Consider the following 25813-nt stretch of genomic DNA (forward strand, 5'->3'; position numbering starts at 1 on the left):
TCCTAATTAGTTCCCACACTATATACTATCTTTTGATGAAAGTTTACTCAAGAATAAGCTAATAAAAGCCATTTCGCTGCCGTTTTAACATTTTTACTAGTAAGAACCAACAAAGTACCAGTTTTTCTCCATTTTATCTATTGCTTTGAAATCGCCATCGAACGCATTTTTAGAAGGCTTTTGGTCGTTAGGCGTATATACGAACCCTGAAAAGTTATCCAGTATCCCACGATAGGTAAAAAAGAGGATGTTATAGCCATCTCCAGATTTCTCCACCACTATTTCACCGCCACCAATAGAAAGATGTTCGTATTTCTTAGGTAACTGAAGGTGTGAAGAATTGTGTGAAATGTTTGGCCTGAGTTCTCCGTTCTCAACCATTTTAACTACTTGATTTCTTTCAGATTTGTTTAATTTAAAATCTATATCCAATATGATTTGATTGAAAGGAACGAAAAATAACAATAGGATTGTGATAACTTGGATAACTATAGGCTTCCAAGTTTTATTTTTAAACAATGATATTATTGCTAGTACTGTTATAAAAATAAAAAATCCAAACACCAATAAAAGAACAGGAAACATTAGAAATTCCGTTATTATATCAATTAATTTCCATTGGAAGAACATATATAGAATGACTAAAACACTGCTGAATATTGATAAATATAACAACCTGTTTCTTTTCATTTCTTCACCAACCATAGATTATCCTCATCATATAGATTATATCTTGCTGTTGAGCTAGAATCTTACATCTATTTAAATGAGATTAAAGAATAATGTAGACACTCAATATTAAAATGCTGTTAAATTTAAAAGAATGTTGCCCAGATAATAAAACTTTATACGAATGTATCATAATTGAAACGAGCTAATGGTTGAAGTGAAATAAATAACAGAAATGGAGGTTTTAATATGGTTATACAATCTAATATGTCTCCAAAAGCAATAGTCAAAGTTTGGGAAATTACATCACCTATTTTTGCAAAATATAAAGTACCATTAACTGATAAAACATTAGAAATCACAATTGATTCCGAGATTCTTCCCAATCTTCTTACTGAATTAAATTCTGCAGTTGGAAGTTCCTCCGCTACCTGTATTGAAGGTGGCTGACAAATGCCAACTAAATAGGAGTAGGTTACTCTTATAAAATTCTTTTTCAAGTAACGGTGCTTTAACACAATAAAAAAGCCTAATTTCTCGGAACTCTAGGGAGGAATTAGGCTTTTAATTATCGGCCGTATACTTATGAATTACCGTTAATTTATTTGATTTTCTCAGCCAACTCTAAAATAATTCCTTCCGGCCCACGAACGAAGCATAACTTATAACTATCTTCATATTGTTGTATCCCACTAAAGATTTCTGTACCTTTCTTTTTCAATTTGGCCACAACAGCTTCAATATCTTCAACAGCAAAGGCAATATGTTGCATACCCAAGGTATTTGCAAAAGGTTGCTGAATTTCTCTTTCGTCTGACGACGAATAAAATTTGATTAGCTCTATCCATGCCTGACCGTCTGGCGCCCGCAATCCTACACATGCTACTTTAACGTCATTAAGCCCAACTACCTGATCGATCCACTTTCCTTCCCATTCCCCTTGCACCTCAAGGCCAAAATCGACAAAGAACTCTTTAGCAGCAGTGAGATCATTTACGATTATACCTACATGATCTATTCTGTGAATCTTCATAGCTCATTACCTCCTATGTTCCTGTTATTTTGCAATATCCTGTATTCTGGAAATGTGTTTGTCATTCTATTTCACTATAACTAGAAAATATCCTTCTTCAACAAACTCCCTGTTTGCAGAAGAGCACTGAATAATCAGTGCCAGCAAATTTTTCGTATCGTTAATATTTTTGTATATGTTTAACTAAGGTCACAAAGTAATAGTGAAATCCTTGGAGTTATAAAACAATCCAAATGTTCAATTAGAAGATTCACTCAAATGTATATATTCCTATTTTAAACAAAATATAATGATGTCAAAAAAGGCCGGAAAAAAGAGGTGATCTGTGTGAAAAATATCTTAATGCTAGCTTTCATGTTTTTCTTTTTAACTATACCAAGTGTTGTACAAGGAGAAGAATACAATAAAAAAAGGTTACAAGATGATTTATACAACGTAACTAATGATGTTACTCAAGAACAACATTTAAAACATTTTATGCTTAATTTAATTAACAAGGAAATCATTCTATCTGCAAGAGAGTTTTATAAAGATAAAAACATTTCTGGTATGGCATTTGACTGGGAGAAAAACTACAATGTTGTTGAGGTAACAGAGCCTCAAGTAACAGGCGAAAATGCGGAATATCCATTTATAGTTATAGTAAATGTTATTCCTGCCAACGAGAAACCATTAGGGACGGATACTCTAACCTTCGGTGTGGTCGTCGATAGCCATCCCGACGCACCAGGAAAACCCTCAATTACCAGTAAGCTTATAAAATATGAGCACAAGGATTTACCAAAGGAGTAGTCTACTCCTTTGGATTTTTTTAATCATTACAATATTTCGATATATCCTTCTGTTCCATTCACGCGTATTCGTTGCCCATCTTTGATCAGTTTGGTAGCATTCTCCACCCCGACGACTGCTGGTAATCCATATTCACGTGCGATTACTGCTCCATGGGTCATCAGGCCGCCAACTTCGGTGACGAGGCCTTTTATAGAGACAAACAATGGTGTCCAGCTAGGGTCTGTAAAGGTGGTGACTAATATATTCCCATCTTCTAAATTTGCATCTTCCATATTTAAGATGACACGAGCGCGTCCCTCTATAACACCAGAAGAAACCGGCAAGCCAACAATAGCTTCGGCTGGGAGATTTTCTCGTTTGTACTTACCTGTTAAAATTTCACCATCAGACGTGATAACACGTGGAGGAGTTAGTTTTTCATATAATTTGTACTCGTCTTTTTGTTTGCAGATGATTTGGTAATCCAGTTTATTTGTGCGTACGACTTCACGAAGTTCTTCAAAGGTGAGATAGTATATATCTTCCTTTTCATGAATAACGCCATTTTGTACGAGTTGTTCGGCTTCTTTCAGTAAAGCCTGCTTATAAACGAAGTAGCGATTAATCATACCGTATTTTGGATATTCCCGATAGCCGATGAAATTCCGGATTAGGTCAATCATTCGTTTTGTTTCTTTGGCTTTTTGTTCACCATCTGGTAATTGCTTCAATCGTTCTAATAACTCTTGTTCTTTTTTCAAAGCTTCCTGCCGCCCTTGCTCAAATTTTCGATTGCTGGCATTAGGCTCAAAGTTTCTTATATTACCAAGAATTAAGGGTATAAGTGTTGTTGGTTTTTCGCTCCAACGACTTCTGGTCATATCGATTTCTCCGGCACATCGCATTCCGTATTTATTGAGAAAAGCGAAGAAGGCGTCTCTAGCTTCCCGTCCACCATCAAACTTATCCAGTTCATCCAGAAAGTTATCATCTTTTACTTGTTCGAAATAATCAATTACTTCTGGATATGGACGAATCACATCTGCGACATCCAATAATGCTAGACCCATTTCCGAAGTAATATTGTTTGGTACAGATTGAGAAAGTATGTCTGCTGCGTTTTTTTCACCTAACCATTCGTTCATTTTTTCATTGATCCATGTTGAAGCATTTATTGCAGACATAAATACAGCCGAACTTTGTGGGTCAAATAAAATCTTCTTTAATTCTTGAATATCTTCTAGAATAAAATCAAATAAATCCAATCCTGATTTGGTTTTAATGTTTTGTTTTAACTCTTCAATGGATGTTTGGCTACGATTAATCAAAACAGAAACAATTGATGGATTGTTTTCGATTTGTGCCAGCATATCTGTATTGCCTCTGCGGGGACTCGGTGCTTTATTATCATTTGGTAATGATTTTATAAAATCTCCTCGCTCAATGATATTCATAAGTGCGTCTTTCATGAGCGGATCATGTTGTCCCATGGCATTTAATAAAATGTTTCTACTGACAGGTGAAGCCAGTTGTTGTGTGACATTAACAAACAGCCTCCCACCAGCTTTACGCATGGGTGCAGGAGTCGTTAACAGGAAAAATGACAATCCCAATGGTTTGATGGGGTCTGTCATCATTTGCTGATGGCCGACAGATATAAAGACTTGGTTTTCTTGATCATTCGCTTCAGGGATGGGAAAAAGAGTCGTGACTGGACGGCTCTGGACAATATAAAAGGTATCATCAACCAAACACCATTCGATATCTTGCGGACAGCCAAAATAAGCTTCGATCTGTCTTCCGATGCGTGCTAGTTGTAAAATTTGTTGGTCAGTAAGTGTTTGTGTTTTTTGCTGGCCCGGATCGATTGGCTGTGTCTCTGTTCCGCCTTCTTTTCGTCCATAGATAGCCAGTTTTTTCGTTGCTATCATCTTGTTGACGATTTTCTCTTCCTGTACTTTATAACTATCCGCGGATACTAAGCTAGAGACCAGTGCTTCTCCAAGTCCAAAACTGGCATCGATGGATAGCAGCTTTCGGTTAGAAGTAATCGGATCAGCAGTAAATAAAATCCCTGAAGCCTGTGGAAAAACCATCCGTTGAACGATAACGGATAAATACACTTGTTTGTGGTCAAATCCATTTTGCATACGGTAGATAACCGCACGATCTGTAAATAGGGAAGCCCAACATTTGCTGATATGCTGCAAGATGGCTTCTTTTCCAATGATATTTAAATAGGTGTCTTGCTGGCCAGCAAAAGAGGCATGTGGTAAATCTTCAGCGGTCGCGCTAGACCTTACTGCATAAGCATGGTCCTCGCCAAACTGGGAGAGATAGTGAGTAACAGCAAACGCAACATCGGAAGGAATTTCAATTTTCATAAGGATTTGTCGGATCTTCCTGCTAATTTCTGCAATTTGATCTCGATCCTCTACTTTTAGCATTGTTAGTTGATCCAACAAAGCATGATACGTAACGTTTTGTTCGATGGCTTTTTGATATCCCACTGTTGTCACACAAAAACCTTCTGGTACTTGTATTCCTTCAATTTTTAATAATTCCCCTAAATTTACCCCTTTTCCACCAACGAGCAAAAGCTGCGTTTTTTCCATTTCCTGAAAACCGAGAACTAAAGAACTCATTTAACATCTCTCCCAAACAGTAATGTTCTATTGATTTTAGCAGTCATAAATAAGAATAAACAGTCTATTTTAACCATTTTTTACATGTTATAATTAAATTAGGAAGAGTTTATTTTTTTATAAATAGTTAGACATACCCGTACAGTAACTGATGCCCCGGTTCATCCCCTCGAACCTTTTAGCCATGACTAAATTGCATTTAATCTGTTTATTTTCCCAAGAACACCTTATAAATATGAGATATTTACAGTAACTTTACAATTAACCACTTGAATTAACATGTTTATTAATCTAATATATAAGCAAATAATTATATATCAATTTATAATATAAATAAGTAAATAGTTATTTACCTATATGAAATTTAGGAGGTGTATTTAATGTTACAATCAACTGTTGCAATTGAACAAACTGCCAACTTTTTAAAATTATTAGGGGATAAAACACGGTTAACGATTGTTGGGATGTTAAAACAACGAGAGTGTTGTGTTTGTGAATTGCAAGAAGTATTTGATATGAGTCAACCATCCATCAGCCAGCATCTACGCAAGTTAAAGGATGCAGGACTTGTTAAAGAAGAACGAAGAGGTCAATGGATTTATTATTCCTTGAACCCAGAAAATGAGCTTTATGGACTTATAGATCCTATTTTGCAACATGTACCAGACCTGAAAGATAAAATCGAAATTATTAATAAAAGTAATCCCACACTTCGATGTGGTTGTTAACTTTTAATTGAATAAGGAAGTGTAGATCATGAGTAACACGGGGAAAAAGCGTCTTTCCTTTTTGGATCGATACTTAACGCTTTGGATTTTTATTGCGATGGCATTAGGGATTGGATTAGGATTCATTTTTCCAGGATTTGCAGACAGTTTGAATAGTTTGCAGGTAGGGACTACATCCATTCCATTAGCCATCGGCTTAATCCTAATGATGTATCCTCCGTTAGCAAAAGTTAGGTATGAAGAGATTGGCCGGGTTTTTAAAGATGTGAAGGTACTATCTTTATCACTTGTGCAAAACTGGATTATTGGACCAATTCTAATGTTTTTGCTGGCAATTATCTTTCTGCCGGATAAGCCGGAGTATATGGTAGGACTCATCATGATTGGTTTAGCCAGGTGTATTGCTATGGTTATCGTATGGAATGATCTTGCAAAAGGGGACACAGAATATGCAGCTGGATTAGTGGCATTCAATTCTATTTTCCAAATGCTATTCTTCTCTGTTTATGCCTATGTGTTTGTGACCGTCATTCCTGAATGGTTTGGAATACAAGGGGCGGTTGTTGACATTACGATTGCAGAGGTAGCTAAATCAGTCTTCATTTATCTCGGAATTCCATTTATAGCTGGTATGATTACTCGCTTCACATTAGTTAAAGCTAAAGGAAGACAATGGTATGAAAAAGTGTTTATTCCCAAAATAAGTCCCATCACATTAATTGCATTGCTATTTACCATTATCCTTATGTTTTCTTTAAAAGGGGACGTTATTGTTAGTCTGCCTCTGGATGTGGTTCGGATAGCAATCCCATTGTTGATCTATTTTGTTGTCATGTTCTTTGTTTCCTTTTTCATGGGAAGAAAAATTGGCGCGAGCTATCCCGTTACAACAACACTTGCGTTTACAGCTGGAAGCAATAACTTTGAATTAGCGATAGCTGTAGCGGTTGGTGTTTTCGGTATCCATTCTGGCGCAGCCTTTGCAGCAGTAATCGGACCACTTGTGGAAGTGCCGGTCATGATTGCATTAGTCAATGTGGCATTATGGTTTAAACGAAAATATTTTAAAGAACACGCAGCCTAACAATCATAATAAAGGTGGCTTTCAACATGGAAAACAAAAAGAAACTTTACTTCTTATGCACAGGAAACTCCTGCCGGAGCCAAATGGCAGAAGGGTGGGCAAAAAAATTTTTAGGCGATAAGTGGGAAGTACGTAGTGCTGGTATTGAAGCGCACGGATTAAACCCAAATGCTGTAAAAGCTATGAAGGAAGCGGGCTTCGACATTTCCAATCATACTTCTGACATGATCGACCCTGATTATCTGAACATTGCGGATTTAGTCGTAACCCTGTGTGGTGATGCTGCTGATAAATGCCCTGTAACACCACCAAGTGTAAAACGAGTACATTGGGGATTTGATGACCCGGCAAAAGCTCAAGGAACAGATGAGGAAAAATGGGCATTTTTCCAAAGAGTGCGCGATGAAATCGGCGATAGAATTAAGCGTTTTTCCGAAACAGGAGAGTAAGATTGAATAAAATCCAGGAGGGATTTATCCTCCTGGATTTGAAATGTGTGTGAATACCATTTTCTTAGTGCCTATTTTTAACATAGAAAACTTTGAAAGATGTCTTATTTACAGCAACTGCTTTTTTGTTCATCTTGTGATTGAACATTAGTGTCTTCTTTTACTTCCTCAATCTTAACATTGCAGCAAGAACTTTCTTTCTTTTGAAATAGACTTTTAAAAATACCCATTTTAAATATCCCCCTTAAATAATGTAAAATAGAAATCCTGATATAGTAGACATCGTAAAGACTGAACCAACGAATGCAAATACGAGCTTCTTTTTGAAGATGCTATTTAATAAAGTCAACTCAGGTAGACTTGCACCTGCTGAACTTATCATAAGAGCCATCACTGGACCCAAAGCCATCCCTTTGGCAATCATGATTTGAGAAATTGGTATCATAGTAGAAAGTCTAATATAGAGTGGGATACCAATAATCGCAGCTATAGGAACGAGCCACCACTTATCACCTCCCAAAAATGTAGAGATCCAACTGGTTGGAACAGCTCCATGTATGAATGCACCGATAAATGCACCTATTAGCAAATAAGGATATACACTTTTCATTAGTTGCAGCGTTTCAATAAATGCTGCTTTTAGTTGAAATTTCTTATCCGGTTCCTGGTAACCCTTTACTACCACATTTTTTATCTGTTCTTCAAAACCAAACTTTTCTAAAGCGAAACCAATAATTACGGAGAGGAGGGATGTTATGACAGTGTAAGCAAAGGCAACTTTTACTCCGAGTACGGCCATCATTAATGTTATGATGGTTGGGTCTAAAACAGGAGAAGAGAATAAGAAAATCATGACAATTCCAAATCGCACTTTTTTGTTTAGTAGATTAACTACTACCGGTATAGTTGAGCAGGAACAAAACGGAGTGATAAAGGCGAACCCTAGTGCAACAAAGGCACTTACCAATGGATGGCTTTTTTCCATCACTCGTTCCATCTTTTTATAGGGAATGAAAGCTTGTAATAGGTTGATTAGAAAAGAGATTCCAATAAACAATAAAGTTAATTCTAATGCAATGGATAAAAAACTATGAAACACTTCAGACCACATAAGCAACCCCCTTATTTATAAACAACATTTTTTTATTTCCGCAGCATACTTCTTGGATTTTAATTTCACAGCAATCCGGTTTTGGCACAGCATTTTGTTTTTGGCTTTTCTTAAACATATTTAAGAAATTTCTATAGAGTTTTGACGTTGGACTATTTTTTTAATACTGGCTAGCCAGTACAGCTTTCTCCATTTCTTCTTTTTTCATTTCATAATAAACTTTTAATTTCATTTCATTGAAATACATATTGCTATCTCCTTATTACTTGCAAATTGCAAGTAATTATTTTTAATAAATGAGCAAGTGGATCTTGCTCAAATTAATGGTTTACAACAAACAGTAGATTTTGACATTGCTTCGTTTAAAAGTTTGACTGATTTGATGACCATTTCCCGTTCAAACTCGCTCATATTTGAAAATACTTCGTTAAGATATTGGTTCATGTCTGCATCGATCTTCGCAGCAACATACTTTCCCTGTGTGGTTAGGGCTAGTTGAGAAACACGTCTATCTTCAGGGAGAGGTGATTTCACAACTAGTTCCATTTTTACTAGCGTTTGAATTTGCCGGCTAAAGGTGGTTATATCCATCCCTAACGTATCAGCAACCTGTTGCATCGAAGGCTTTTCCCGGCGAAGTAGTTCATATAGGATATGGCTTTGAACGAGGGATATTTCAGTTCCGCCTATTTGACAACAGTTTTTATTTAAAAGACCAAAACGCCTTGTCATTACCTGGAACAGTTCTCTAAGGTTTTCCATATTTTTCACCTCTGATTTATTTATATACTAATCATTTGCAAAATGCAACTAATTTTCTTTTAAAAATGGAAAATTTTTTATATAATGGTTATAAGCCATTAATTTCTAGGGGGATTATCATGAAAATAGAGATAAAAACAAGGCCGGCATCAGTAAGTGACTTAGAATCGATATTAAGTATTTATAATCAAGGAATTGAGGACAGGATAGCAACATTAGAGGAAGACCAGAAAGATAGTGAATATATGAGAGAATGGTTTAAAAATCATACTGGACGTTTTGCGGTAATCGTAGTGGAACAAGACGAGGAGGTTATTGGCTGGGCATCGTTAAATCCATATTCAAACCGGTGCGCTTATGCCGGTGTCGCTGATTTATCCATCTATATTAGAAGGGATTACAGGGGAAAAGGGGTTGGTTCCGTATTGCTAAATGAAATTGAACGTGCTGCGATTAACAATGACTTTAACAAAATTGTTTTATTTACATTTCCATTTAATAATCTGGGGCAAGGGCTTTATAGAAAGAATGGTTATAGAGAAGTTGGAGTATTTAAGAATCAGGGAAAATTAGATGGTCGCTTTGTGGATGTAATGATAATGGAAAAGGTTTTTGAGTAAAACTGTAAGTTTATTAAATACCGGAGTATCAGATTAACTGGAAATTCAGCTAGAAGAAGCTCTTACTAAATAATTGATAACTTATAAAAAAAGAATTTAACAGTCAATAGTTTGTTTAATGAGCAACTTGGTATATAGGTTGAGTTTCTGCAAAAAAGTTGAATCGTCTTTTCACTAACCGCATCGTTTAAGTAATTATTTTAGTAAAAGAAAGCTAAATTTTTAATATAATACGGAAAAATAAAGGAATGCCCTCCCGAACATGGCATGAATTCTTATTATCCACTTGATCCACCAAACCACTGAATACATCTAAGTAATTCAACTAAAATGGGCAAGAGTTCAAGATTTAAGCTGTCTGTATGGTAGCTTTTCTTATAGAACAAACGGAGTGCTTTGCTTCAATATTGGAGCAAGGCACTTTTCTTATTGAAGTAACCGTCAGTTTAGTGCAAAAAGGATTTTCAGAAACAAACATTCATTGTTGCCCGTCTGAATATTTTCATCTACTCATTCATTTTCTGTTCCTATATGATAAATATTCTAAAAACTTCTTGGACGCAAGGGAAAGTGATTTTTGTTCTCTCATAGCAACACCAATATTTCTAAAAGCAGGAACTTCAAGCTCTTTCGCTATAATTTTGTGTGGAATACGCTGTAATATCAATTCTGGTAATATACTGATTCCTAGCCCATTTTCCACCATAGACATAATGGCATAGTCATCCCATGTTGTAAAATTTACATGCGGAGAAATTTGGTGCCTCTCAAAAATTTCGGAGATTTCTGCTTTTGCCCCCTTTTCCAACAGCATAAACGGGCTGTTCAGTAAGCCGTTTATGGGAAACTTCTCGCAATTAGCAAGAGGATGATTTTGTGGAATCACTACCAGCAAACGGTCTTGTTCCAAAAAGACTGTTTCAAGTTCTGCTTTTGTCGGTAGCCGCAAAAATCCAAAGTCAACACGCCCATTTAGGATCCAACTCTCAATTTCTGTATAATCACCAAGCAGAAATTCAAAATCTATCATTGGGTAATCCTTCTTAAAAATTTTAATGATGTTAGGGAGCCAATGAGATGCTACGCTGGAAAATGTCCCAATTCGAATCATCCCAGATTCCATATTATTTAGTTCTTCAATCTGCTTCATTAAGATTTCATACTCATTGCAAATTCGCTTTAATTGGGGCAGTACCTTTAAACCATCCGAGGTTAAATTGATACCGGCACGTCCCCTTTCAAAAAGAGAAATCCCCCATTCCTTTTCTAAATCGTTAATCATACGGCTTATCCCAGACTGTGAATAGTCCAATATTTCGGCAGCTTTTGTAAAACTACCAAATTCTACTGCTTTGACAAATGCCATATATTTTTGAATATTCATATCTCTTTCCTCTTTCCATCTGGATTTGTCATGTATATCATGATAAACATTCGTTTTTGTAATGTATGTGATTATGATATATTTTTACTATTAATTATTCAAGTTAGGAAAGGAAAAGGTGTTTAACGATGTTTTTTGTGAGTGATGTTATGGAAAAAGCACCAGCCAGCTACAAGTCTCAGAATCTGCGAATTATGTTTCGTAGGAGTAGATGATGAAATCTAAAATTCAGTTTATATTATCAATGATTATTTTCGGTACAATTGGTTTAGTTGTTCGAAACATTGATCTATCTTCGAGCGAAAGAGCTTTATTAAGCAGTTTCATAGGATGCTTATTTTTACTGTTAATATTCTTCGTGATAAAGAAAAAATTATCATGGAATTTAGTTAAATCTAATGCTTTATTTTTGATTCTTTCAGGTATTTCATTGGGAGGAAATTGGATTTTTCTTTATCAATCGTATGACCATACCACAATTGCCAATGCAACGCTAGGTTATTACTTTGCACCTGTATTTGTGATGCTTCTTTCTCCATTTGTACTTCGGGAACAATTATCCATCAAGAAAAATGTGTGTATTGGTGTAGCGATTATAGGGATGTTAATGATTGTCGGAGAAGGCCTGAGAGCATCCAGCTCAGATGATCTTCTTGGACTTTCCTTTGGATTAATCGCAGCTGCATTTTATGCTGCGTTATTGCTTCTAAATAAATTTATTAAAGATATGGGAAAGTTAGAGCTAACCATCATTCAGCTAGGAACAACCACTTTACTTCTAATGCCATATGTTTTCTGGACTTCCGGATTTGGTATCTTTGAAGTATCAAGCTCTTCCATTCCTTTTATTTTAATTTTAGGGATTATCAATACAGGGATTGGGTTTTGGTTATTTTTCTCTGGTATGGAAGGATTGAAAGGTCAGAGTATAGCTATGCTAAGTTATGTGGATCCATTTGTAGCTATATTGATTTCCGCCATTATTCTGCAAGAACAAATGACAATTATTCAAGTGCTTGGTGGTGTACTCCTATTAGGCTCTACATTTGTTAGTGAAATTAGATCAGTCAACTGTTCAAATCAATTAATGAAAACACCAGCTGAATAAAGTTAAACATTGTGTAGAAGTGCATTTTAAGTAACGTCAACTTTAGTTGTAAAATAAAGAAAATGGCTCGGTTCAACTGGGCCATTTTCTTTTTATTAAAAAATAAGATTCAAACCATAGTGCAAATTCGCATAATTGTGCTTAGCCAAAAACTGCTTCGTCATTGCATTTTGTTTTTTTTGTATGCTAATGGAGTCATGTTCATGGAATCTCTGAATTTATTAATAAAATAACTCGTACTATTAAAACCGACTTGATAAGCAACTTCGGTAATATTCGAATCATCTTGCTGCAGTAGATATAGGCTCTTTTGAATACGATAATCGATAACATAATTTAATGGTGTACATTTTAAAAATCGCTTGAAATATCGACAGCATTCAGAACGGCTCAGCTGACCTGCCCTTGCAATATCCTCTAACATAATTTTTTCTGTATAATGCTGTTGGATCCAGCTTAGCATCTGCTTCATTCTTTGACTCTTTACTATTTCTGTCTGAACAAATTCTAGTTTAAAACCATTATCGATTAAGTTTTTCCAAATGAATGGTAGTCGCATCGATATATCTATTTCATAGTATTGGGACTTTTGCTCAATACATTGATAGATTTCTAAAATTGCATCTAAAATGTTTTTTCCCCAAATCTCATTTGCATCTATATATAAGTAGGGTAAATTAGTCGCTTGAACATAAGGTTTTACATAAGTAGGATAGAGTTCTTGTGATAATACAAAATAGGGTGAAAGATTTAAGCAAATATAGACACAACCCGAGCGATCCTTTTCCTGTGCCATGTGCAGGCATCCACTATTGATAAACAGTCCATCAGCTTCTCGAACCACGATCCAATCTTCATTAACTTGAAAAATTGCTTCCCCTTTTACGATTAACACAAATTGAATTTCGTCATGCCAATGAAGAGGAATATAGCCATGGATATTTTGATTAATGGTGGTTTTATAACATGCAATTGGCATAACAACTGTATGGTGTTTGGTTAGTTCTTTTAGGCTTTCGTCAATCATGAAGTTTTTCATTTGCATAGCTATCACCTCAATATATTTATATTTTTCTATTCGATTTTAGTATTATTTCGTACAAATACTCAATTATTATAACATTATAGTTACATTTTAATAATGTGATTCACCAAAGATCAGCTGATTGCCATTATGTCTTAAGTTGTTTCTGAACTACTTTACATGTTGAAAAGGGGAAATGAACATGATTTCAAAGTTAAATCTATCAATCAATAGTGAACGTTTACTTAACCGCTTACAAGAACTTGGTCGAACTGGTCTGGATGATGATAACAAACGAACAAGATTAGCTGCTTCAGATGCAGATAAGGCTGGACGTGACCAATTAGTCACTTGGATGAAGGATGCTGGATTGGAAGTTGAAATCGACAGAATCGGTAATACCTTTGGGATTTGGTATAGTACTGAAAATAGAAATGAAGCACCAATTATGCTGGGTTCTCACATCGACACAGTCATTAACGCAGGGATGTACGACGGATGTTACGGAGTTCTTTCTGGACTTGAAGTAATAAACACTTTACTGGAGACAGGTTTTGTTCCATCTCGTCCAATTGCAGTCGCGGCATTTACCAATGAAGAGGGAGTGCGCTATCAGCCTGACATGATGGGATCTCTTGTGTATGCTGGCGGGCTCTCTGCCGATGAGGCGCTTGCACAGGTAGGTACGGATGGTACCATTTTGGGCGAGGAACTCAAACGTATTGGATATGCTGGTACGAAGGAGCCTGGCTTTTTAAAGCCACACGCTTACATTGAGCTTCATATTGAACAAGGTCCAATTTTGGATAAAAAGGGTATTTCAATTGGTGCGGTCGAGAACCTTCAAGGCATTTCTTGGCAGCGGATTACGATTGAAGGTGTTGCCAATCACGCTGGTACTACTCCAACTGATATGCGGCGTGATGCAGGACTTGCGGCGGCACGGGTAATCACCTATTTACGTGATTGTGCAAACGCTTCTAATGGGCAAACTGTTGCAACAGTTGGAACCATTGAATTTAAGCCAAATGCTGTTAATGTCATTCCTTCTTTGGCCACATTTACTGTTGATTTGCGTGATCCTAACGAGCAGCGATTGAAAGAGGAAGAGCAATCACTTGCCAGCTATCTCAAAGAACTGGCGGCATCGGAAGAAGTATCCATTACATCTGAACAACTGGTACGTTTTCAACCAGTAACTTTTGATGAAACAATCGTTAAATTGATAGAGCAATCTGCAGGCGGACACGGACTCGGGTCAAGACGAATGACATCCGGCGCGGGACATGATGCTCAAATGATGGCACGTATTTGTCCTACAGCCATGATTTTCGTTCCTAGCATCGACGGTATTAGTCATAATCCTAAGGAGTATACAAAAGATGCCGACTTGGCAGCTGGAACCAATGTATTACTTGACGTAGTTAGCAATCTTGCGGGTAATCAGTAAATTATTTATTGGGACAAATAAAAAAGCATGGCTTACATTTTAAAAGGAGATAAAAAAAGGAGATTTTAACTGAAATGAATACAGATATTAAATATATTGTAAATGAAAATGCGAGAAAAGCAGATGCTGAGAACGCATCTGCGGCATTTATGAACCGTGAAGTAGTGGAAAAGGTAAGAAATTTTCATAAGAGTTTCCCAGAGTATGAAGTAACTCCACTTCACAGCTTAGATAAGTTGTCCAAACAATTAGGTGTAAGCCATATATGGGTGAAGGATGAATCGTATCGATTTGGACTTAATGCTTTTAAAGTATTAGGTGGTTCCTATGCTATCGGCAAATACTTGGCAGAGAAATTAAACGTCGATATTTCAGAGCTCTCTTTTGAAAAACTAAGAAGTAAAGAAGTGAAAGAGAAACTTGGGAGTATTACGTTTATAACAGCAACGGATGGAAATCATGGAAGAGGCATCGCTTGGGCGGCAAACCAGCTAGGACAAAAATCAGTCGTATTAATGCCAAAAGGGTCTTCGGAAATAAGATTAAACAATATACGAAAAGAAGGAGCAGAAGCTTCTATAACAGATCTTAACTATGATGATACAGTTAGGCTGGCGAGTCAGAAGGCTGAAGAAAATGGCTGGGTCTTGGTACAGGATACGGCCTGGGATGGATATGAAAAGATTCCAACCTGGATTATGCAGGGGTATGGAACGATCCTGGATGAAGCAGTGGAGCAGATTACTGAAGCTGGTCAGGACCGCCCGACGCATGTGTTTTTACAAGCTGGAGTGGGTTCTTTTGCAGGCAGTATGCTCGGATATCTAGAAGAGAGATTTGGAGAGGAACGTCCTATTACAGTTATAGTCGAACCAGATAAAGCTGATTGTCTATACCAATCTATTAATGTGGGTGATGGGAAGCCTCATTCCGTGACTGGCGCTTTGGATACGATTATGGCAGGTTTAGCGTGCGGGGAGCCTAGTACCACTTCTTGGGGTGTTTTAAAAGATTATGCAGAAATCTTTGTCTCATGTCCGGATCATGTGGCCGCACGAGGTATGCGAATTCTTGCAAACCCATTGGGCAGGGACCCTCAAATTGTTTCGGGTGAATCTGGTGCAGTTGGTTTGGGATTAGTTTGTCTAGTGGCTGATAATTTGGCGCTCAATGATATGAAAGAAACATTGAACCTGAATCAAGATTCGAAAATTCTTATTATCAGCACAGAAGGTGACACTGATCCGGATCATTACAGAAAAGTAGTATGGGACGGGGCCTATCCATCAGTTTAATAATTGTTAATAGATTATGAGAGGGTGAATGAATTTGAACAGTGATAATTTTGAAAGACAGCTTACTGAGTGGAGGCACTATCTTCATGCGCATCCTGAGAGCGCTTTTGAAGAAAAACATACATCTGAATTTCTAGCTGTAGTCTTAACAGATATGGGATTAGAGGTTCACAGAAATATTGGTGGTACTGGAATCGTTGCTAATCTTACAGTGGGCGATGGGAAAGGCATTATAGGTATTCGATCTGACATAGATGCTATTAATCTTACAGAGGTGGGGAAACATCCATACACCTCCCAAAATCCAGGTAAAATGCATGCGTGTGGTCATGATGGACATATGGCCACTGTATTGGGTGCAGCCAAGTTATTAACAGAGCGGAAAAATTTTAACGGGACAGTTCGATTTATTTTTCAACCTGCAGAGGAAACAGGTAAAGGCGCTTTTGCCATGATGCAGGATGGACTTTTTGAACGATTTCCAGTAGATGAGATTTATGGAATGCACAATATGCCAGGCATGCCTGCTGGTTCCATTTCAACACGGGCGGGCGGAATTATGGCGAGTGAAGATAACTTTGTGATCCGTATTAAGGGACAAGGCTCACATGCTTCAAGTCCTCATATGGGTAAAGATCCAATCGTTATTGCGTCTGAAATTGTTCTTGCTTTGCAAACCATTATTTCCCGTAATATGAACCCAAATGTTCCTGCTGTCATTTCGTGTACTGAGTTTATTACAGACGGGATTCGCAATGCGATTCCTACGAATGTAGAAATTAAAGGGGATACTAGAAGTTATACAACAGAGGTACAAAAGCTGCTGGAAGAACGGATGCGGACTATTAGTGAGGGTATTTGCCAAATAAATGGAGCGGAATGTCAATTTGAATATACCCATGAATTTGCACCAACGGTTAACTGGGCAGATTGTGTTGAAATTGCCGTAAAAGCAGCCCAAAATGTGGTCGGCAAAAATAATGTGGATGGAAATTGTCAACCGTGGATGGCTTCAGAAGACTTTGGTGCGTTTTTACAGAAAACCCCTGGCTGTTTTGTATTTATAGGCAATGGTGACGATTCTGAAGGAATAGGCAATGTTCCACTTCATAACTCAAGCTATGACTTCAATGATAAGATCCTTACAATTGGAGCGGAGTATTTTGCAGAGTTAATTAAAGTCCGTTTGCCAAAATAAATGATTTTATGTTTGGCACTGTATTTAGTTAGGTCTTGGAATTTTGTTTCTGAGACCTAGTTTATAATTGAATGTTGATTTCACTGTGTTTGAAAAATAAACGGCAAAATTCCGCTTAAATTGGGAAATACCCGTATTTCCTTAAAAATAAAGGAAGATTTTCCGTTTATATGATCCAAATCTTTAAATTTTGTCTTATTTAGAGCAGTTAATCGGAATTTCTCCGCTTATATCTGCTTCTTAAGCTTCCTCTATATACATTAGCCGGAATTTCTCCGCCTATGAATTCTCATACCTACACGAAAATCAACAATGAATCATAACAGAGCCAAAAATTATAAGAAAACGATTCCAAAATAGAATAAAAAATGCCGCAATCTTCTGATAAAAACTTTTATATTGAATTGGCCTTGTTTTAAATTAATGTTGAAATTTGATATAATTTCGAGAATATATGAATGGCCAATGTTTGTAAAGGAGACCTGAGGTATGACTGAATTTTGGGAATCAAGTTTTATAGAAAATCAAATGATGTGGGGATTTGAACCTGCAGACTCCGCCATCTTAACAAAGGACTTTTTCCTTGAAAAGAAAGTGAAGGAAATATTGATTCCTGGTATTGGCTATGGCAGAAATGCAAAGGTTTTTATAGATAACGGAATAAATGTAACAGGTATTGAGATTTCAAAAACAGCAATTGATTTGGCAAGGCAAAACGGGCTTAATTTTACTATTTTTCATGGTTCAGTAACCGATATGCCTTTTGAAAACAAACTTTATGATGGTATATTTTGTTATGCGCTTATTCATTTATTGAATCATCGTGAGAGAGAGAAGTTTATTAATGATTGCTATAATCAGTTAAAGCCAAACGGATATATGATTTTTACTACTATTTCTAAAGAAGCCCCAATGTTTGGAAAGGGCAAACAACTGGGTAAAGACTATTTCGAGACAACGAATGGAGTAAATATGTTTTTTTATGATGCTGACTCGATCAAACAAGAATTTGGAAAATATGGACTGATAGAAATTTCGGAAATTGTTGAGCCACATAAGGATAAGGAAAATAAACCTCCATTTAAATTTTTAATGGTCAAATGTCAAAAAGGACTTTAATTAGACAAGATGTTTTATTTTTAAAGGACAAAATGAAAAAAATTACCCTTAGGAAAAATATAAAAGAAGGAAGTCTTGGGCAGAGACTTCCTTCTTAATGGGTAGGTAATTCATATGCTTGTAATGCAATGGCTTACATTAAGATATGCTTGACTGTTTTTTCTGACAAGGCTAAATCCTATTTAAAAAGAAAAAACTAAAGAATAATTGACCGTGTCTGAATTTATCAGCGCGGTCTTTTTTGTTAGGGTATTGGGGGATGGTCACTGAATTAGTCTATGATGAATTGCACTTCATGCTTCCTCAAGATGATGAAACATCTTCTGTTTTCTATGTAAAAGGTGCAAATGTCTATTTGACAAAAATAAAATAGCAAACAAAAGGTCAACTTCTTCGATTCGTCCGAAGAGTTGACCTTTTGTTTTTTTAGAAAACCCTAAATTTATTGGGGTTCTAATCTAATCAATAAAAGCAAGATGCACCAACAATGATTAAAAGAATGAACAATACAACGATTAAAACAAAAGTGCCGCCGCCATAGCCAAAACCGCCATAGCCATAGCCGCCAAATCCGCCACATCCGAACATTATAAAATCCTCCCTTTCATTGAATTTAATAAACGGACTTAGTAATAAAAGCCGCCATAGCCACCGTATCCGCCGACAAAAGAAGCACCGACGATAATTAAAAGGATAAACAATACAACAATCAGCGCAAACCCAGCGCCGTATCCTGCACCATCTGTCATCCAAATCCCTCCCTTACTTTTCGGTAGTAATAAAGTATGTTGAAAGTAAAAAAGCGGGAAAGGCTTTCATCCATTTTTTTGAGATTGTTATTAAGAAAAGGGAAGAATGTTTTAGCTGATCTAAAATATCCAAAAGTTGATTGCTTGGTTATCCGTGTTTTGGCAGTATGTTTTAAATGAATCAAAAGAGGAATTTAGGGATAGAACACTAATTTTTATCATTAAAACAAAGTTAAATATGGGAGTGTTTTCATTGATAAAATTTTTTGAGTATAACTGGAAAGTAAGGGATGAATGGTTTGACTGGTGCAATCAATTAGCTACTGAAGAGTTATTAATAGAACGCAGAGGTGGTGTAGGAAGTATTTTAAAAACCCTTTTTTATATTGCTGATGTGGAATATAGTTGGATTCGTGGTATTCAGGGAAAGGAAGATGTAGTTTTTCAGTTTGAAGATTATCATTCACTTGCAAAGGTTAAATCACTTTCAGATCAATTACGAAATGAAATTGCTGAATTTTTAGAACTACAACCTATATCTGCTAATTTTATTGGAAAAGAGTTAAAATCTGCTCATTCTTATTGAAGTACCGAGGGCAAAGTTATCAAGGACCAAATCCGAGGTCCTTGATTCATTTCCACCTGCTTTATTGGTGCGAAAGTTGAGTTAATATCCTTAACTAATGTGTTTTTTTAAGTCACGAAGCATGTAAGATTTATTTTTTGCTTTTTGTTTTGTGACTTTGTTTTTCGATAATTTCCCATTTGACATTGTTGGTAAACTTATACCAATAAGGATGACTACGATCCCCGCTATCTGTATCGTAGTGACAGTTTCACTTAGTAATATCACGGACACCATCACCGCGATTGGCAATTCAATAGCACTCAAAATGGATGTCATGCCTAATCCAACTTTAGGAACGGCAATAGTAAATAAAAACACCGGAATAATCATGCCAAATAACCCTAATGCCGAACCATAAATCCAAAGTCCTTCGTTAAACAAAGTACCATTCCAAATAATCTCTGGAGATTGAAATGCAGCAGACATCATAAAAGCAAAGAAAGAAACAAACACTAAACGGCCTGAAGTATTCATACTTGCGGTTGCCCGACCGTTTACAAATAAAAATAGTGAATAACAAAAGGCTGCCGCTAACCCCCAAATCCACCCTTGCAAAGGTATTTTTGTTAAATCAACATCAATCAAACCGGCAGCCGGAATGGTTCCCAAAACCAATAATAGTAAAGAAATAAATTCAATTCGAGTGGGCAGCTGACGCTTTGTTATACAGGAAATCAGCATACCGATCCATGTAAATTGAAATAGGAGAACAACTGCCAAAGAAGCTGGTAAATAGTTCAGTGAATGTCCATATACAATATTTGTCAATCCAGTTAAAATGCCTGCAAAGATAAGCATTTTAACTCCTTTAAAGCTTATTTTTGTTCTGCTTGTCATGAAATAAATACTCATAGCAATGCAAAAACCAATAAAGAATTGACTTGTAACAGCTTCCGATGCTGAAAAACCGCTATTCATTGCCAGTTTTATAATCGTTGAAACTACACCATAACTACTCGCGGCCATAATAACCAAGAGAGGATACAGATACTTCTTCATATTCTACCTCCTCCAATATTTTTTTATCTTTTTAAGAAAAAGTCAAAACTACTATTATAAAGCAAAGAGCGACTATTTTTTACAAATCTATAAGATTACTTTTTAAAAGTATAGTATATAATTAAGTAGTTTACAAACGTTTGTTTAATCTGGAAACTATTGTTTAAAAAGGATGAGGTTAACACTTTTTTATAATTCCAAATGGGCTTGTGCAAACATTGCTTGGAAGGCTGGTTGTATTGCTTATATCTTCCATATACCTTACAATTTCGTCATATACCTATTTTTTTCTTTATATTTAAAGGAGGAGTTTGATATGCCAAGAAAGGCTTTTAGTGCATCTGGAGCTGTTGCTGTTGGTCCTTACTCACATGCAATTGAAGCGGGAGATTTAATCTTTCTATCTGGGCAAACCCCAGTAGACTCAAAGACTGGAAAGCTTGTAGAAGGTGATATTGCTGAACAGACAAAGCAATGTTTTAAGAATCTATTCAATGTATTGGAAGCAGCAGGTTTAACTCCTGATCATGTTAAAAAAGTGAATGTATTCTTAACTGATATGAATAATTTCTCAGCAATGAATGAGGTTTATTCTAAACAATTTTCTGAGCCATATCCTGCTCGTACCACTATAGGTGTGGCATCCTTACCTCTTGGTGCACAGGTTGAAATCGAGATGATAGCTAGAAGATAAAATTCAGGTAAAAAGGGCTCTATCAAAATAGCTAGAGCCCCATAAATCTTTCCTTTTTCTTATTGAACACACGAGGCAGGATTGTTTAAGAACATAAAAGAATATGTAATATAGCGTAAAATTAACATATAAGAGGTGTATCAGATGTTTATAAGACAGCCATTTGATGAATTTTTAGGTTTGAAATACAAAAAGATTGATGATGATAATTTGCAAATCATATTGCCAGTTCAGGATCTATTCATTAATAGTGCAGGTGTTATACATGGTGGTATTATTTCTTCATTGGCTGATGTAGCCGTATCAAACTTGTTACCAGCAACTGAAGACGGTATACAACAAGCTGTAACCGTTGATTTAAATGTTTCTTTTTTGAAACCCGCCACTGGTACATACTTGATGGCAAATGCCAAAATTGAAAAACAAGGCAAAACTTTAATACATACGGAGTGTTCGATTTATAACGATAAACAAGATATTGTAGCAAAATCTAAAGCAATCCTATTTCGCACAAACCTAAAATAAGCCCACAAGAAGCCCAAGAGGGCTTTTATTTATGAATCCAATTTGGTTGTTTTAATCGGGTGCTTTCTTTAAAGAAGGCACCCTTTTTATTCATTTTGAACTTAGGATTTTAATTGCAATAAAAGCACCTTTGAAAAGTTAGTACAACAACATTATGAAAGAATCTACCGTACGGCCTATCTTTACGTACATAACGAAGAAGATGTTTGGATGTTGTCCAAGAAGCAACCTATCAGGCCCTGTTTGATTTAGGCCTGCAGGTAAATGATGTTACTCAAAAAGGTGGGAAATTGGTAATAGATTATCAACTTACAGGGCTTCCGAAGAATTTGAGTCAGGGTAAACTTGAAACGATTAACCATAATTTAGAATACCTTTTCTGGTTGGTTGATAAGGAATATTTAACCAAATGGATAGCCAATTAAAATTAACAGTAAGATTTCTCTAATAAGTTTTCATCTCCACAAATTTTTCGATGATGATTAAAAAAATAATAAAAAAATGGTAACATATCATTATCTGAAAATTTAAACAGGTGTTGGATGGGGATGGAGGAAAAAGGAATGGATTTTGACGTAATTGTGGTAGGTGCCGGACTTGCCGGGCTAGTAGCAACGGCGGAAATCGCTGATGCCGGGAAAAAAGTGCTGCTCTTGGATCAAGAGCCCGAAGTTTCTATGGGTGGACAGGCCTGGTGGTCGTTCGGTGGTCTGTTTTTAATAGATTCCCCGGAGCAGCGGCGGATGGGGATTAAGGATTCCAAAGAGCTAGCCTGGCAGGATTGGCTGGGAGCGGCTGGATTTGACCGGGAGGAAGACGAAGATTATTGGGGACGAAAATGGGCGGAAGCCTACATTGATTTTGCGGCGAGGGAAAAGCGCGCGTGGCTGCATGAGCTGGGTGTACGCTTCTTTCCGGTTGTAGGCTGGGCCGAACGCGGCGGCTATCTTGCTGATGGGCATGGAAACTCGGTCCCACGCTTCCATATTGTCTGGGGAACAGGCCCCGGTATTGTGGAGCCATTTGAACGTCGTGTCCGTGAGCACATGAAAAATGGGCTGGTTCAGTTTCTTCCGCGTCATCGGGTGGACAATCTCATAACAAGTAACGGTGCTGTTACAGGCGTAAGTGGTTCTGTTCTTGTCCCTAGTTCCGCCGCCCGCGGGGAGGACAGCAGCAGGGAAGTTGCAGGCAGCTTTGAATACAGTGCCCATGCCGTATTAATTTCAAGCGGAGGAATTGGTGGTAACCACGAATTGATTCGAAAAAATTGGCCATGCAGTCTTGGCGAGCCTCCTAAACAAATGCTTTCAGGCGTACCGGCGCATGTTGACGGCCGGATGCTTGCCATTACCGAGGAAGCTGGCGGCAGAATTGTCAACCGCGACCGCATGTGGCATTACACGGAGGGCATCAAGAATTGGAATCCGATTTGGAGCAAGCATGGTATTCGGATTCTGCCGGGGCCTTCCTCCATTTGGCTGGACGCTCGTGGTCAGCGTTTTCAGGCGCCAAACTTTCCGGGCTTCGACACATTGGGCACCCTTGAAGCCATCAAAAAGACAGGCTATGATTACTCCTGGTTTATTTTAACGAAAAAAATCATTAAAAAGGAATTTGCCCTATCCGGCTCAGAACAAAACCCTGATTTAACGGGAAAAAGCATTCGTAAGGTGTTAGGCAGAGCAATTGGCGATGCACCCGCTCCAGTAAAAGCTTTTATGGACAAAGGGGAGGACTTTGTCATCGCCGATAACTTGGCTGACCTCGTCAAAGGAATGAATAACCTGACAGGGGAAAATTTATTGAATCTCGCGGATATCGAACGCCAGATTCAGGCACGGGATCGGGAAATCGATAATAAATTTACGAAAGACCTGCAGATTACAGCGATGCGCGGGGCGCGTCATTATATCGGAGATAAGCTAATCCGGGTTGCTCCGCCGCATAAAATCCTCGACCCGAAAAACGGCCCGCTGATTGCCGTCAGGCTGAATATCGTCAGCCGGAAAACACTGGGCGGGTTGCAAACGGATTTATCAGGAAGGATTTTGAATGAATCGGGCAATCCGGTTCCAGGTCTTTATGCTGCCGGTGAGGTATCAGGATTTGGCGGCGGTGGTATCCACGGCTATCGTGCTCTCGAAGGGACCTTTTTGGGCGGATGTCTGTTCACTGGCCGTGTTGCGGGAAGGGCCATTGCTGCAGAATTAACATAGATTAATAGATGGATAGGGACGTCTTTACGAAAAGGTAGAGACGTTTTTTTGTATGTACAACGAAATTTTCAATTATTTTTCATAGAAAATAATACTAAAGTAATAGCTGCATAAAAAAATATGTATAAATGACTTATAGTTTCTTCAGTAAAAAAATTATATAACTAATTTAATAAATATTATTGAGGTGAGTCTATTGGAGCAAAATACGCATGTTAGATACAAGGGAAAAGATTATGAAATTATCTACAGGTATACTTCCGGTTATTGCGAAATTAAAGAAATAGACTCTTTATATATTGTCGAATTAGTCCATATTACGGAACTAACGATTGCTAGTTAAATAAAGGTAAGCGTTGACAAATTTTAAGTCCACCTATATATTCTTATTAAGTTAATGAAAGTGACGGAGAATTGGAGACTCACACAATTGCTATAGCTGTAATTGCGTGAGTCTTTTTTTATAAAAATTGTAAGAATGGGAGTGATTGCGGTGGCAATGCAGACAGATTTTGCTTTTCAAACAACTGATGGCGTGGAAATCTATGCTAGCAAGTGGGTGAAGGGGAGCGAGGAAAAGCCTCGTGCCATTGTACAGCTTTCACATGGTATGGCCGAGCATATAATGCGTTACGATAGGTTTGCAAGGGAATTGGTTTTCCACAATATATTTGTCTACGGAAACGATCACCGCGGTCACGGTAGAACCGGTAATCAGACAAACAGTATCGGATATTTTGCCGAAGAGCAAGGATTTGAAAAAGTAGTCCAAGATATGCAAACACTGACAACCATCATCGAAAAAGAAAATCCAGATGTGCCGGTTTTTTTATTCGGGCATAGTATGGGTTCTTTTCTATCAAGACGCTATATTCAATTATTTGGAGACAGGCTAGCTGGGGTGATTCTTTCCGGCACAGGCGGCGACCCAGGTCTTCTTGGGAAAATCGGCAAAATGGTTGCTTCTAGGGAGAAAAAAACGAAAGGAAGCAGGACACCGAGTCCTTTGATGAATAATTTAACCTTCGGAAGCTATAATAAAGCGTTTCGTCCAGCCAGGACAGAGTTTGATTGGTTAAGCAGGGATGAACAAGAGGTTGATTTATATTTGGCCGACCCGTATTGCGGCGGTGTTTTTTCAAGTGGCTTTTTCCATGATCTGCTTCTCGGACTGGAAACCATCAATAAACCTGAAAACATAAGGTCAGTTCCAGCCATGCTGCCCATTTTCATTATTTCCGGAAGTAAGGACCCGGTTGGCGCGAATTCAAAAGGTGTCATCAAAACTTATAATGCCTATAAACAGGCCGGGCTGGCTGATGTAAGCTATAAATTATATGAAGATGCCCGCCATGAACTATTGAATGAGACCAATAGGGACGAAGTTCACGCGGATGTTGTGAACTGGATTCATAAACTTATTTAATAAGTCCATAATTTAGTAACTGGTCCCGTTCCCTATCGCAAAACCCGAAAAAACAGCCGAATATGCAAACCAATTTGTACCGTGTTTTGTACTAAAAGAAATGGCTCAGTTCAACTATAC

General features: G+C 37.3%; 28 protein-coding genes. 17 read left to right on the forward strand and 11 right to left on the reverse strand.

From position 1 onward, the window contains the following. Positions 1-96: 96 nt before the first annotated feature. Entirely contained in the window at positions 97-705 is a 609-nt protein-coding gene (locus tag QNN06_RS07900) for a hypothetical protein (protein ID WP_284037360.1), read from the reverse strand. A gap of 213 nt (positions 706-918) precedes the next feature. On the opposite strand from QNN06_RS07900, the gene QNN06_RS07905 reads away from it, so the two are divergent. After that, complete coding sequence (locus QNN06_RS07905) at positions 919-1119, forward strand: hypothetical protein (protein ID WP_217033125.1); 201 nt, start codon at positions 919-921, stop codon at positions 1117-1119. Between the two features lie 151 nt (positions 1120-1270). Here QNN06_RS07905 and QNN06_RS07910 read toward each other — a convergent pair whose 3' ends face one another. Next, positions 1271-1702 (reverse strand): VOC family protein, encoded by a 432-nt coding sequence (locus QNN06_RS07910; protein WP_217033123.1) that lies wholly within the window; start codon positions 1700-1702, stop codon positions 1271-1273. Between the two features lie 327 nt (positions 1703-2029). Here QNN06_RS07910 and QNN06_RS07915 point away from each other — a divergent pair, with 327 nt between their 5' ends. Then, a complete protein-coding gene (locus tag QNN06_RS07915; RefSeq protein WP_284037361.1) occupies positions 2030-2494 on the forward strand; it encodes a hypothetical protein in 465 nt (154 codons plus the stop codon). 26 nt (positions 2495-2520) lie between these two features. On the opposite strand, the gene ppsA is transcribed toward QNN06_RS07915, so the two are convergent. Then, positions 2521-5121 carry a phosphoenolpyruvate synthase gene (gene ppsA / locus QNN06_RS07920; protein ID WP_284037362.1) on the reverse strand — a complete coding sequence of 867 codons (2601 nt, stop codon included), beginning with the start codon at positions 5119-5121 and terminating at the stop codon, positions 2521-2523. Between the two features lie 380 nt (positions 5122-5501). Between ppsA and QNN06_RS07925 the strand changes: the two genes are divergently transcribed. Genes QNN06_RS07925 through arsC form a run of 3 tightly spaced genes read left to right on the forward strand, consistent with a single transcriptional unit; the run spans position 5502 to position 7382 of the window. Further along, the gene (locus QNN06_RS07925; protein ID WP_284037363.1) at positions 5502-5849 is read left to right on the forward strand and encodes an ArsR/SmtB family transcription factor; all 348 of its coding nucleotides are present in this window, start codon (positions 5502-5504) and stop codon (positions 5847-5849) included. A 28-nt stretch (positions 5850-5877) separates the two neighbouring features. After that, entirely contained in the window at positions 5878-6933 is a 1056-nt protein-coding gene (gene arsB, locus QNN06_RS07930) for an ACR3 family arsenite efflux transporter (RefSeq protein ID WP_213116824.1), read from the forward strand. 26 nt (positions 6934-6959) lie between these two features. Then, positions 6960-7382 carry an arsenate reductase (thioredoxin) gene (gene arsC / locus QNN06_RS07935; RefSeq protein WP_284037364.1) on the forward strand — a complete coding sequence of 141 codons (423 nt, stop codon included), beginning with the start codon at positions 6960-6962 and terminating at the stop codon, positions 7380-7382. Positions 7383-7486: 104 nt separating this feature from the next. Here arsC and QNN06_RS07940 read toward each other — a convergent pair whose 3' ends face one another. The 3 genes from QNN06_RS07940 to QNN06_RS07950 form a co-directional block, all read right to left on the reverse strand. Beyond that, positions 7487-7612, reverse strand: a complete 126-nt coding sequence (locus QNN06_RS07940; protein ID WP_284037365.1) for a hypothetical protein — start codon at positions 7610-7612, stop codon at positions 7487-7489. A gap of 14 nt (positions 7613-7626) precedes the next feature. Next, a complete protein-coding gene (locus QNN06_RS07945; protein ID WP_284037366.1) occupies positions 7627-8493 on the reverse strand; it encodes a permease in 867 nt (288 codons plus the stop codon). A gap of 315 nt (positions 8494-8808) precedes the next feature. Further along, positions 8809-9255, reverse strand: coding sequence for a MarR family winged helix-turn-helix transcriptional regulator (locus tag QNN06_RS07950; protein WP_213116821.1), 447 nt, complete (start codon positions 9253-9255; stop codon positions 8809-8811). 119 nt (positions 9256-9374) lie between these two features. On the opposite strand from QNN06_RS07950, the gene QNN06_RS07955 reads away from it, so the two are divergent. Further along, entirely contained in the window at positions 9375-9875 is a 501-nt protein-coding gene (locus QNN06_RS07955) for an arsinothricin resistance N-acetyltransferase ArsN1 family A (protein WP_284037367.1), read from the forward strand. A gap of 514 nt (positions 9876-10389) precedes the next feature. Here QNN06_RS07955 and QNN06_RS07960 read toward each other — a convergent pair. Beyond that, positions 10390-11259: a LysR family transcriptional regulator gene (locus QNN06_RS07960; protein WP_213116819.1), complete on the reverse strand. Its 870-nt coding sequence runs from the start codon at positions 11257-11259 to the stop codon at positions 10390-10392. Between the two features lie 214 nt (positions 11260-11473). Here QNN06_RS07960 and QNN06_RS07965 point away from each other — a divergent pair, with 214 nt between their 5' ends. Beyond that, positions 11474-12367 carry a DMT family transporter gene (locus QNN06_RS07965; protein WP_213116818.1) on the forward strand — a complete coding sequence of 298 codons (894 nt, stop codon included), beginning with the start codon at positions 11474-11476 and terminating at the stop codon, positions 12365-12367. A 160-nt stretch (positions 12368-12527) separates the two neighbouring features. On the opposite strand, the gene QNN06_RS07970 is transcribed toward QNN06_RS07965, so the two are convergent. Beyond that, complete coding sequence (locus QNN06_RS07970) at positions 12528-13412, reverse strand: AraC family transcriptional regulator (protein WP_284037368.1); 885 nt, start codon at positions 13410-13412, stop codon at positions 12528-12530. A gap of 181 nt (positions 13413-13593) precedes the next feature. Between QNN06_RS07970 and QNN06_RS07975 the strand changes: the two genes are divergently transcribed. The 4 genes from QNN06_RS07975 (at position 13594) to QNN06_RS07990 (ending at position 18453) form a co-directional block, all read left to right on the forward strand. Beyond that, a complete protein-coding gene (locus tag QNN06_RS07975) occupies positions 13594-14841 on the forward strand; it encodes a Zn-dependent hydrolase (RefSeq protein ID WP_284037369.1) in 1248 nt (415 codons plus the stop codon). A 74-nt stretch (positions 14842-14915) separates the two neighbouring features. After that, on the forward strand, positions 14916-16136 hold the full coding sequence (gene dpaL / locus QNN06_RS07980; protein ID WP_284037370.1) for a diaminopropionate ammonia-lyase: 1221 nt from the start codon (positions 14916-14918) through the stop codon (positions 16134-16136). Between the two features lie 28 nt (positions 16137-16164). Then, on the forward strand, positions 16165-17334 hold the full coding sequence (locus QNN06_RS07985; protein ID WP_284037371.1) for a M20 aminoacylase family protein: 1170 nt from the start codon (positions 16165-16167) through the stop codon (positions 17332-17334). Between the two features lie 489 nt (positions 17335-17823). Then, the gene (locus QNN06_RS07990; RefSeq protein ID WP_213116814.1) at positions 17824-18453 is read left to right on the forward strand and encodes a class I SAM-dependent methyltransferase; all 630 of its coding nucleotides are present in this window, start codon (positions 17824-17826) and stop codon (positions 18451-18453) included. A gap of 462 nt (positions 18454-18915) precedes the next feature. On the opposite strand, the gene QNN06_RS07995 is transcribed toward QNN06_RS07990, so the two are convergent. Further along, entirely contained in the window at positions 18916-19041 is a 126-nt protein-coding gene (locus QNN06_RS07995) for a YjcZ family sporulation protein (RefSeq protein WP_213116813.1), read from the reverse strand. Positions 19042-19079: 38 nt separating this feature from the next. Then, positions 19080-19202: a YjcZ family sporulation protein gene (locus QNN06_RS08000; protein ID WP_213116812.1), complete on the reverse strand. Its 123-nt coding sequence runs from the start codon at positions 19200-19202 to the stop codon at positions 19080-19082. Between the two features lie 253 nt (positions 19203-19455). On the opposite strand from QNN06_RS08000, the gene QNN06_RS08005 reads away from it, so the two are divergent. Continuing rightward, a complete protein-coding gene (locus QNN06_RS08005) occupies positions 19456-19788 on the forward strand; it encodes a DinB family protein (protein ID WP_217033101.1) in 333 nt (110 codons plus the stop codon). 90 nt (positions 19789-19878) lie between these two features. Here the strand turns inward: QNN06_RS08005 and QNN06_RS08010 are convergent, their stop codons facing one another. Continuing rightward, positions 19879-20829, reverse strand: a complete 951-nt coding sequence (locus tag QNN06_RS08010) for an EamA family transporter (RefSeq protein WP_284037372.1) — start codon at positions 20827-20829, stop codon at positions 19879-19881. 316 nt (positions 20830-21145) lie between these two features. Here QNN06_RS08010 and QNN06_RS08015 point away from each other — a divergent pair, with 316 nt between their 5' ends. The 5 genes from QNN06_RS08015 to QNN06_RS08035 all read left to right on the forward strand — a co-directional run bounded on the left by QNN06_RS08015 (position 21146) and on the right by QNN06_RS08035 (position 25693). Next, positions 21146-21523 (forward strand): RidA family protein, encoded by a 378-nt coding sequence (locus QNN06_RS08015; protein ID WP_217033097.1) that lies wholly within the window; start codon positions 21146-21148, stop codon positions 21521-21523. Between the two features lie 144 nt (positions 21524-21667). After that, on the forward strand, positions 21668-22048 hold the full coding sequence (locus tag QNN06_RS08020; protein ID WP_284037373.1) for a PaaI family thioesterase: 381 nt from the start codon (positions 21668-21670) through the stop codon (positions 22046-22048). A gap of 206 nt (positions 22049-22254) precedes the next feature. Continuing rightward, positions 22255-22473: a hypothetical protein gene (locus QNN06_RS08025; protein ID WP_284037374.1), complete on the forward strand. Its 219-nt coding sequence runs from the start codon at positions 22255-22257 to the stop codon at positions 22471-22473. A gap of 123 nt (positions 22474-22596) precedes the next feature. Continuing rightward, the gene (locus QNN06_RS08030; protein ID WP_217033091.1) at positions 22597-24267 is read left to right on the forward strand and encodes an FAD-binding dehydrogenase; all 1671 of its coding nucleotides are present in this window, start codon (positions 22597-22599) and stop codon (positions 24265-24267) included. Between the two features lie 499 nt (positions 24268-24766). Next, on the forward strand, positions 24767-25693 hold the full coding sequence (locus QNN06_RS08035; RefSeq protein WP_217033144.1) for an alpha/beta hydrolase: 927 nt from the start codon (positions 24767-24769) through the stop codon (positions 25691-25693). The last annotated feature ends 120 nt before the right edge of the window (positions 25694-25813 follow it).

The sequence above is a fragment of the Neobacillus sp. 114 genome, assembly GCF_030127045.1.
GTDB lineage: Bacteria > Bacillota > Bacilli > Bacillales > Cytobacillaceae > Neobacillus > Neobacillus rhizophilus.

Bases quoted from the DNA above. Each gene is read 5' to 3' on its own strand.
- QNN06_RS08010 (WP_284037372.1), bottom strand. From the start codon at position 20,829: ATGAAGAAGTATCTGTATCCTCTCTTGGTTATTATGGCCGCGAGTAGT.
- QNN06_RS07910 (WP_217033123.1), bottom strand. From the start codon at position 1,702: ATGAAGATTCACAGAATAGATCATGTAGGTATAATCGTAAATGATCTC.
- ppsA (WP_284037362.1), bottom strand. From the start codon at position 5,121: ATGAGTTCTTTAGTTCTCGGTTTTCAGGAAATGGAAAAAACGCAGCTT.
- QNN06_RS07950 (WP_213116821.1), bottom strand. From the start codon at position 9,255: ATGGAAAACCTTAGAGAACTGTTCCAGGTAATGACAAGGCGTTTTGGT.
- QNN06_RS08035 (WP_217033144.1), top strand. From the start codon at position 24,767: ATGCAGACAGATTTTGCTTTTCAAACAACTGATGGCGTGGAAATCTAT.
- QNN06_RS07905 (WP_217033125.1), top strand. From the start codon at position 919: ATGGTTATACAATCTAATATGTCTCCAAAAGCAATAGTCAAAGTTTGG.
- arsB (WP_213116824.1), top strand. From the start codon at position 5,878: ATGAGTAACACGGGGAAAAAGCGTCTTTCCTTTTTGGATCGATACTTA.
- QNN06_RS08000 (WP_213116812.1), bottom strand. From the start codon at position 19,202: ATGACAGATGGTGCAGGATACGGCGCTGGGTTTGCGCTGATTGTTGTA.
- arsC (WP_284037364.1), top strand. From the start codon at position 6,960: ATGGAAAACAAAAAGAAACTTTACTTCTTATGCACAGGAAACTCCTGC.
- QNN06_RS07900 (WP_284037360.1), bottom strand. From the start codon at position 705: ATGGTTGGTGAAGAAATGAAAAGAAACAGGTTGTTATATTTATCAATA.
- QNN06_RS08020 (WP_284037373.1), top strand. From the start codon at position 21,668: ATGTTTATAAGACAGCCATTTGATGAATTTTTAGGTTTGAAATACAAA.
- QNN06_RS07960 (WP_213116819.1), bottom strand. From the start codon at position 11,259: ATGAATATTCAAAAATATATGGCATTTGTCAAAGCAGTAGAATTTGGT.
- QNN06_RS07985 (WP_284037371.1), top strand. From the start codon at position 16,165: ATGAATTTGAACAGTGATAATTTTGAAAGACAGCTTACTGAGTGGAGG.
- QNN06_RS08030 (WP_217033091.1), top strand. From the start codon at position 22,597: ATGGAGGAAAAAGGAATGGATTTTGACGTAATTGTGGTAGGTGCCGGA.
- QNN06_RS08015 (WP_217033097.1), top strand. From the start codon at position 21,146: ATGCCAAGAAAGGCTTTTAGTGCATCTGGAGCTGTTGCTGTTGGTCCT.
- QNN06_RS07925 (WP_284037363.1), top strand. From the start codon at position 5,502: ATGTTACAATCAACTGTTGCAATTGAACAAACTGCCAACTTTTTAAAA.
- QNN06_RS07955 (WP_284037367.1), top strand. From the start codon at position 9,375: ATGAAAATAGAGATAAAAACAAGGCCGGCATCAGTAAGTGACTTAGAA.
- QNN06_RS07945 (WP_284037366.1), bottom strand. From the start codon at position 8,493: ATGTGGTCTGAAGTGTTTCATAGTTTTTTATCCATTGCATTAGAATTA.
- QNN06_RS07990 (WP_213116814.1), top strand. From the start codon at position 17,824: ATGACTGAATTTTGGGAATCAAGTTTTATAGAAAATCAAATGATGTGG.
- QNN06_RS07995 (WP_213116813.1), bottom strand. From the start codon at position 19,041: ATGTTCGGATGTGGCGGATTTGGCGGCTATGGCTATGGCGGTTTTGGC.
- QNN06_RS07965 (WP_213116818.1), top strand. From the start codon at position 11,474: ATGAAATCTAAAATTCAGTTTATATTATCAATGATTATTTTCGGTACA.
- QNN06_RS07940 (WP_284037365.1), bottom strand. From the start codon at position 7,612: ATGGGTATTTTTAAAAGTCTATTTCAAAAGAAAGAAAGTTCTTGCTGC.
- dpaL (WP_284037370.1), top strand. From the start codon at position 14,916: ATGAATACAGATATTAAATATATTGTAAATGAAAATGCGAGAAAAGCA.
- QNN06_RS07970 (WP_284037368.1), bottom strand. From the start codon at position 13,412: ATGCAAATGAAAAACTTCATGATTGACGAAAGCCTAAAAGAACTAACC.
- QNN06_RS07975 (WP_284037369.1), top strand. From the start codon at position 13,594: ATGATTTCAAAGTTAAATCTATCAATCAATAGTGAACGTTTACTTAAC.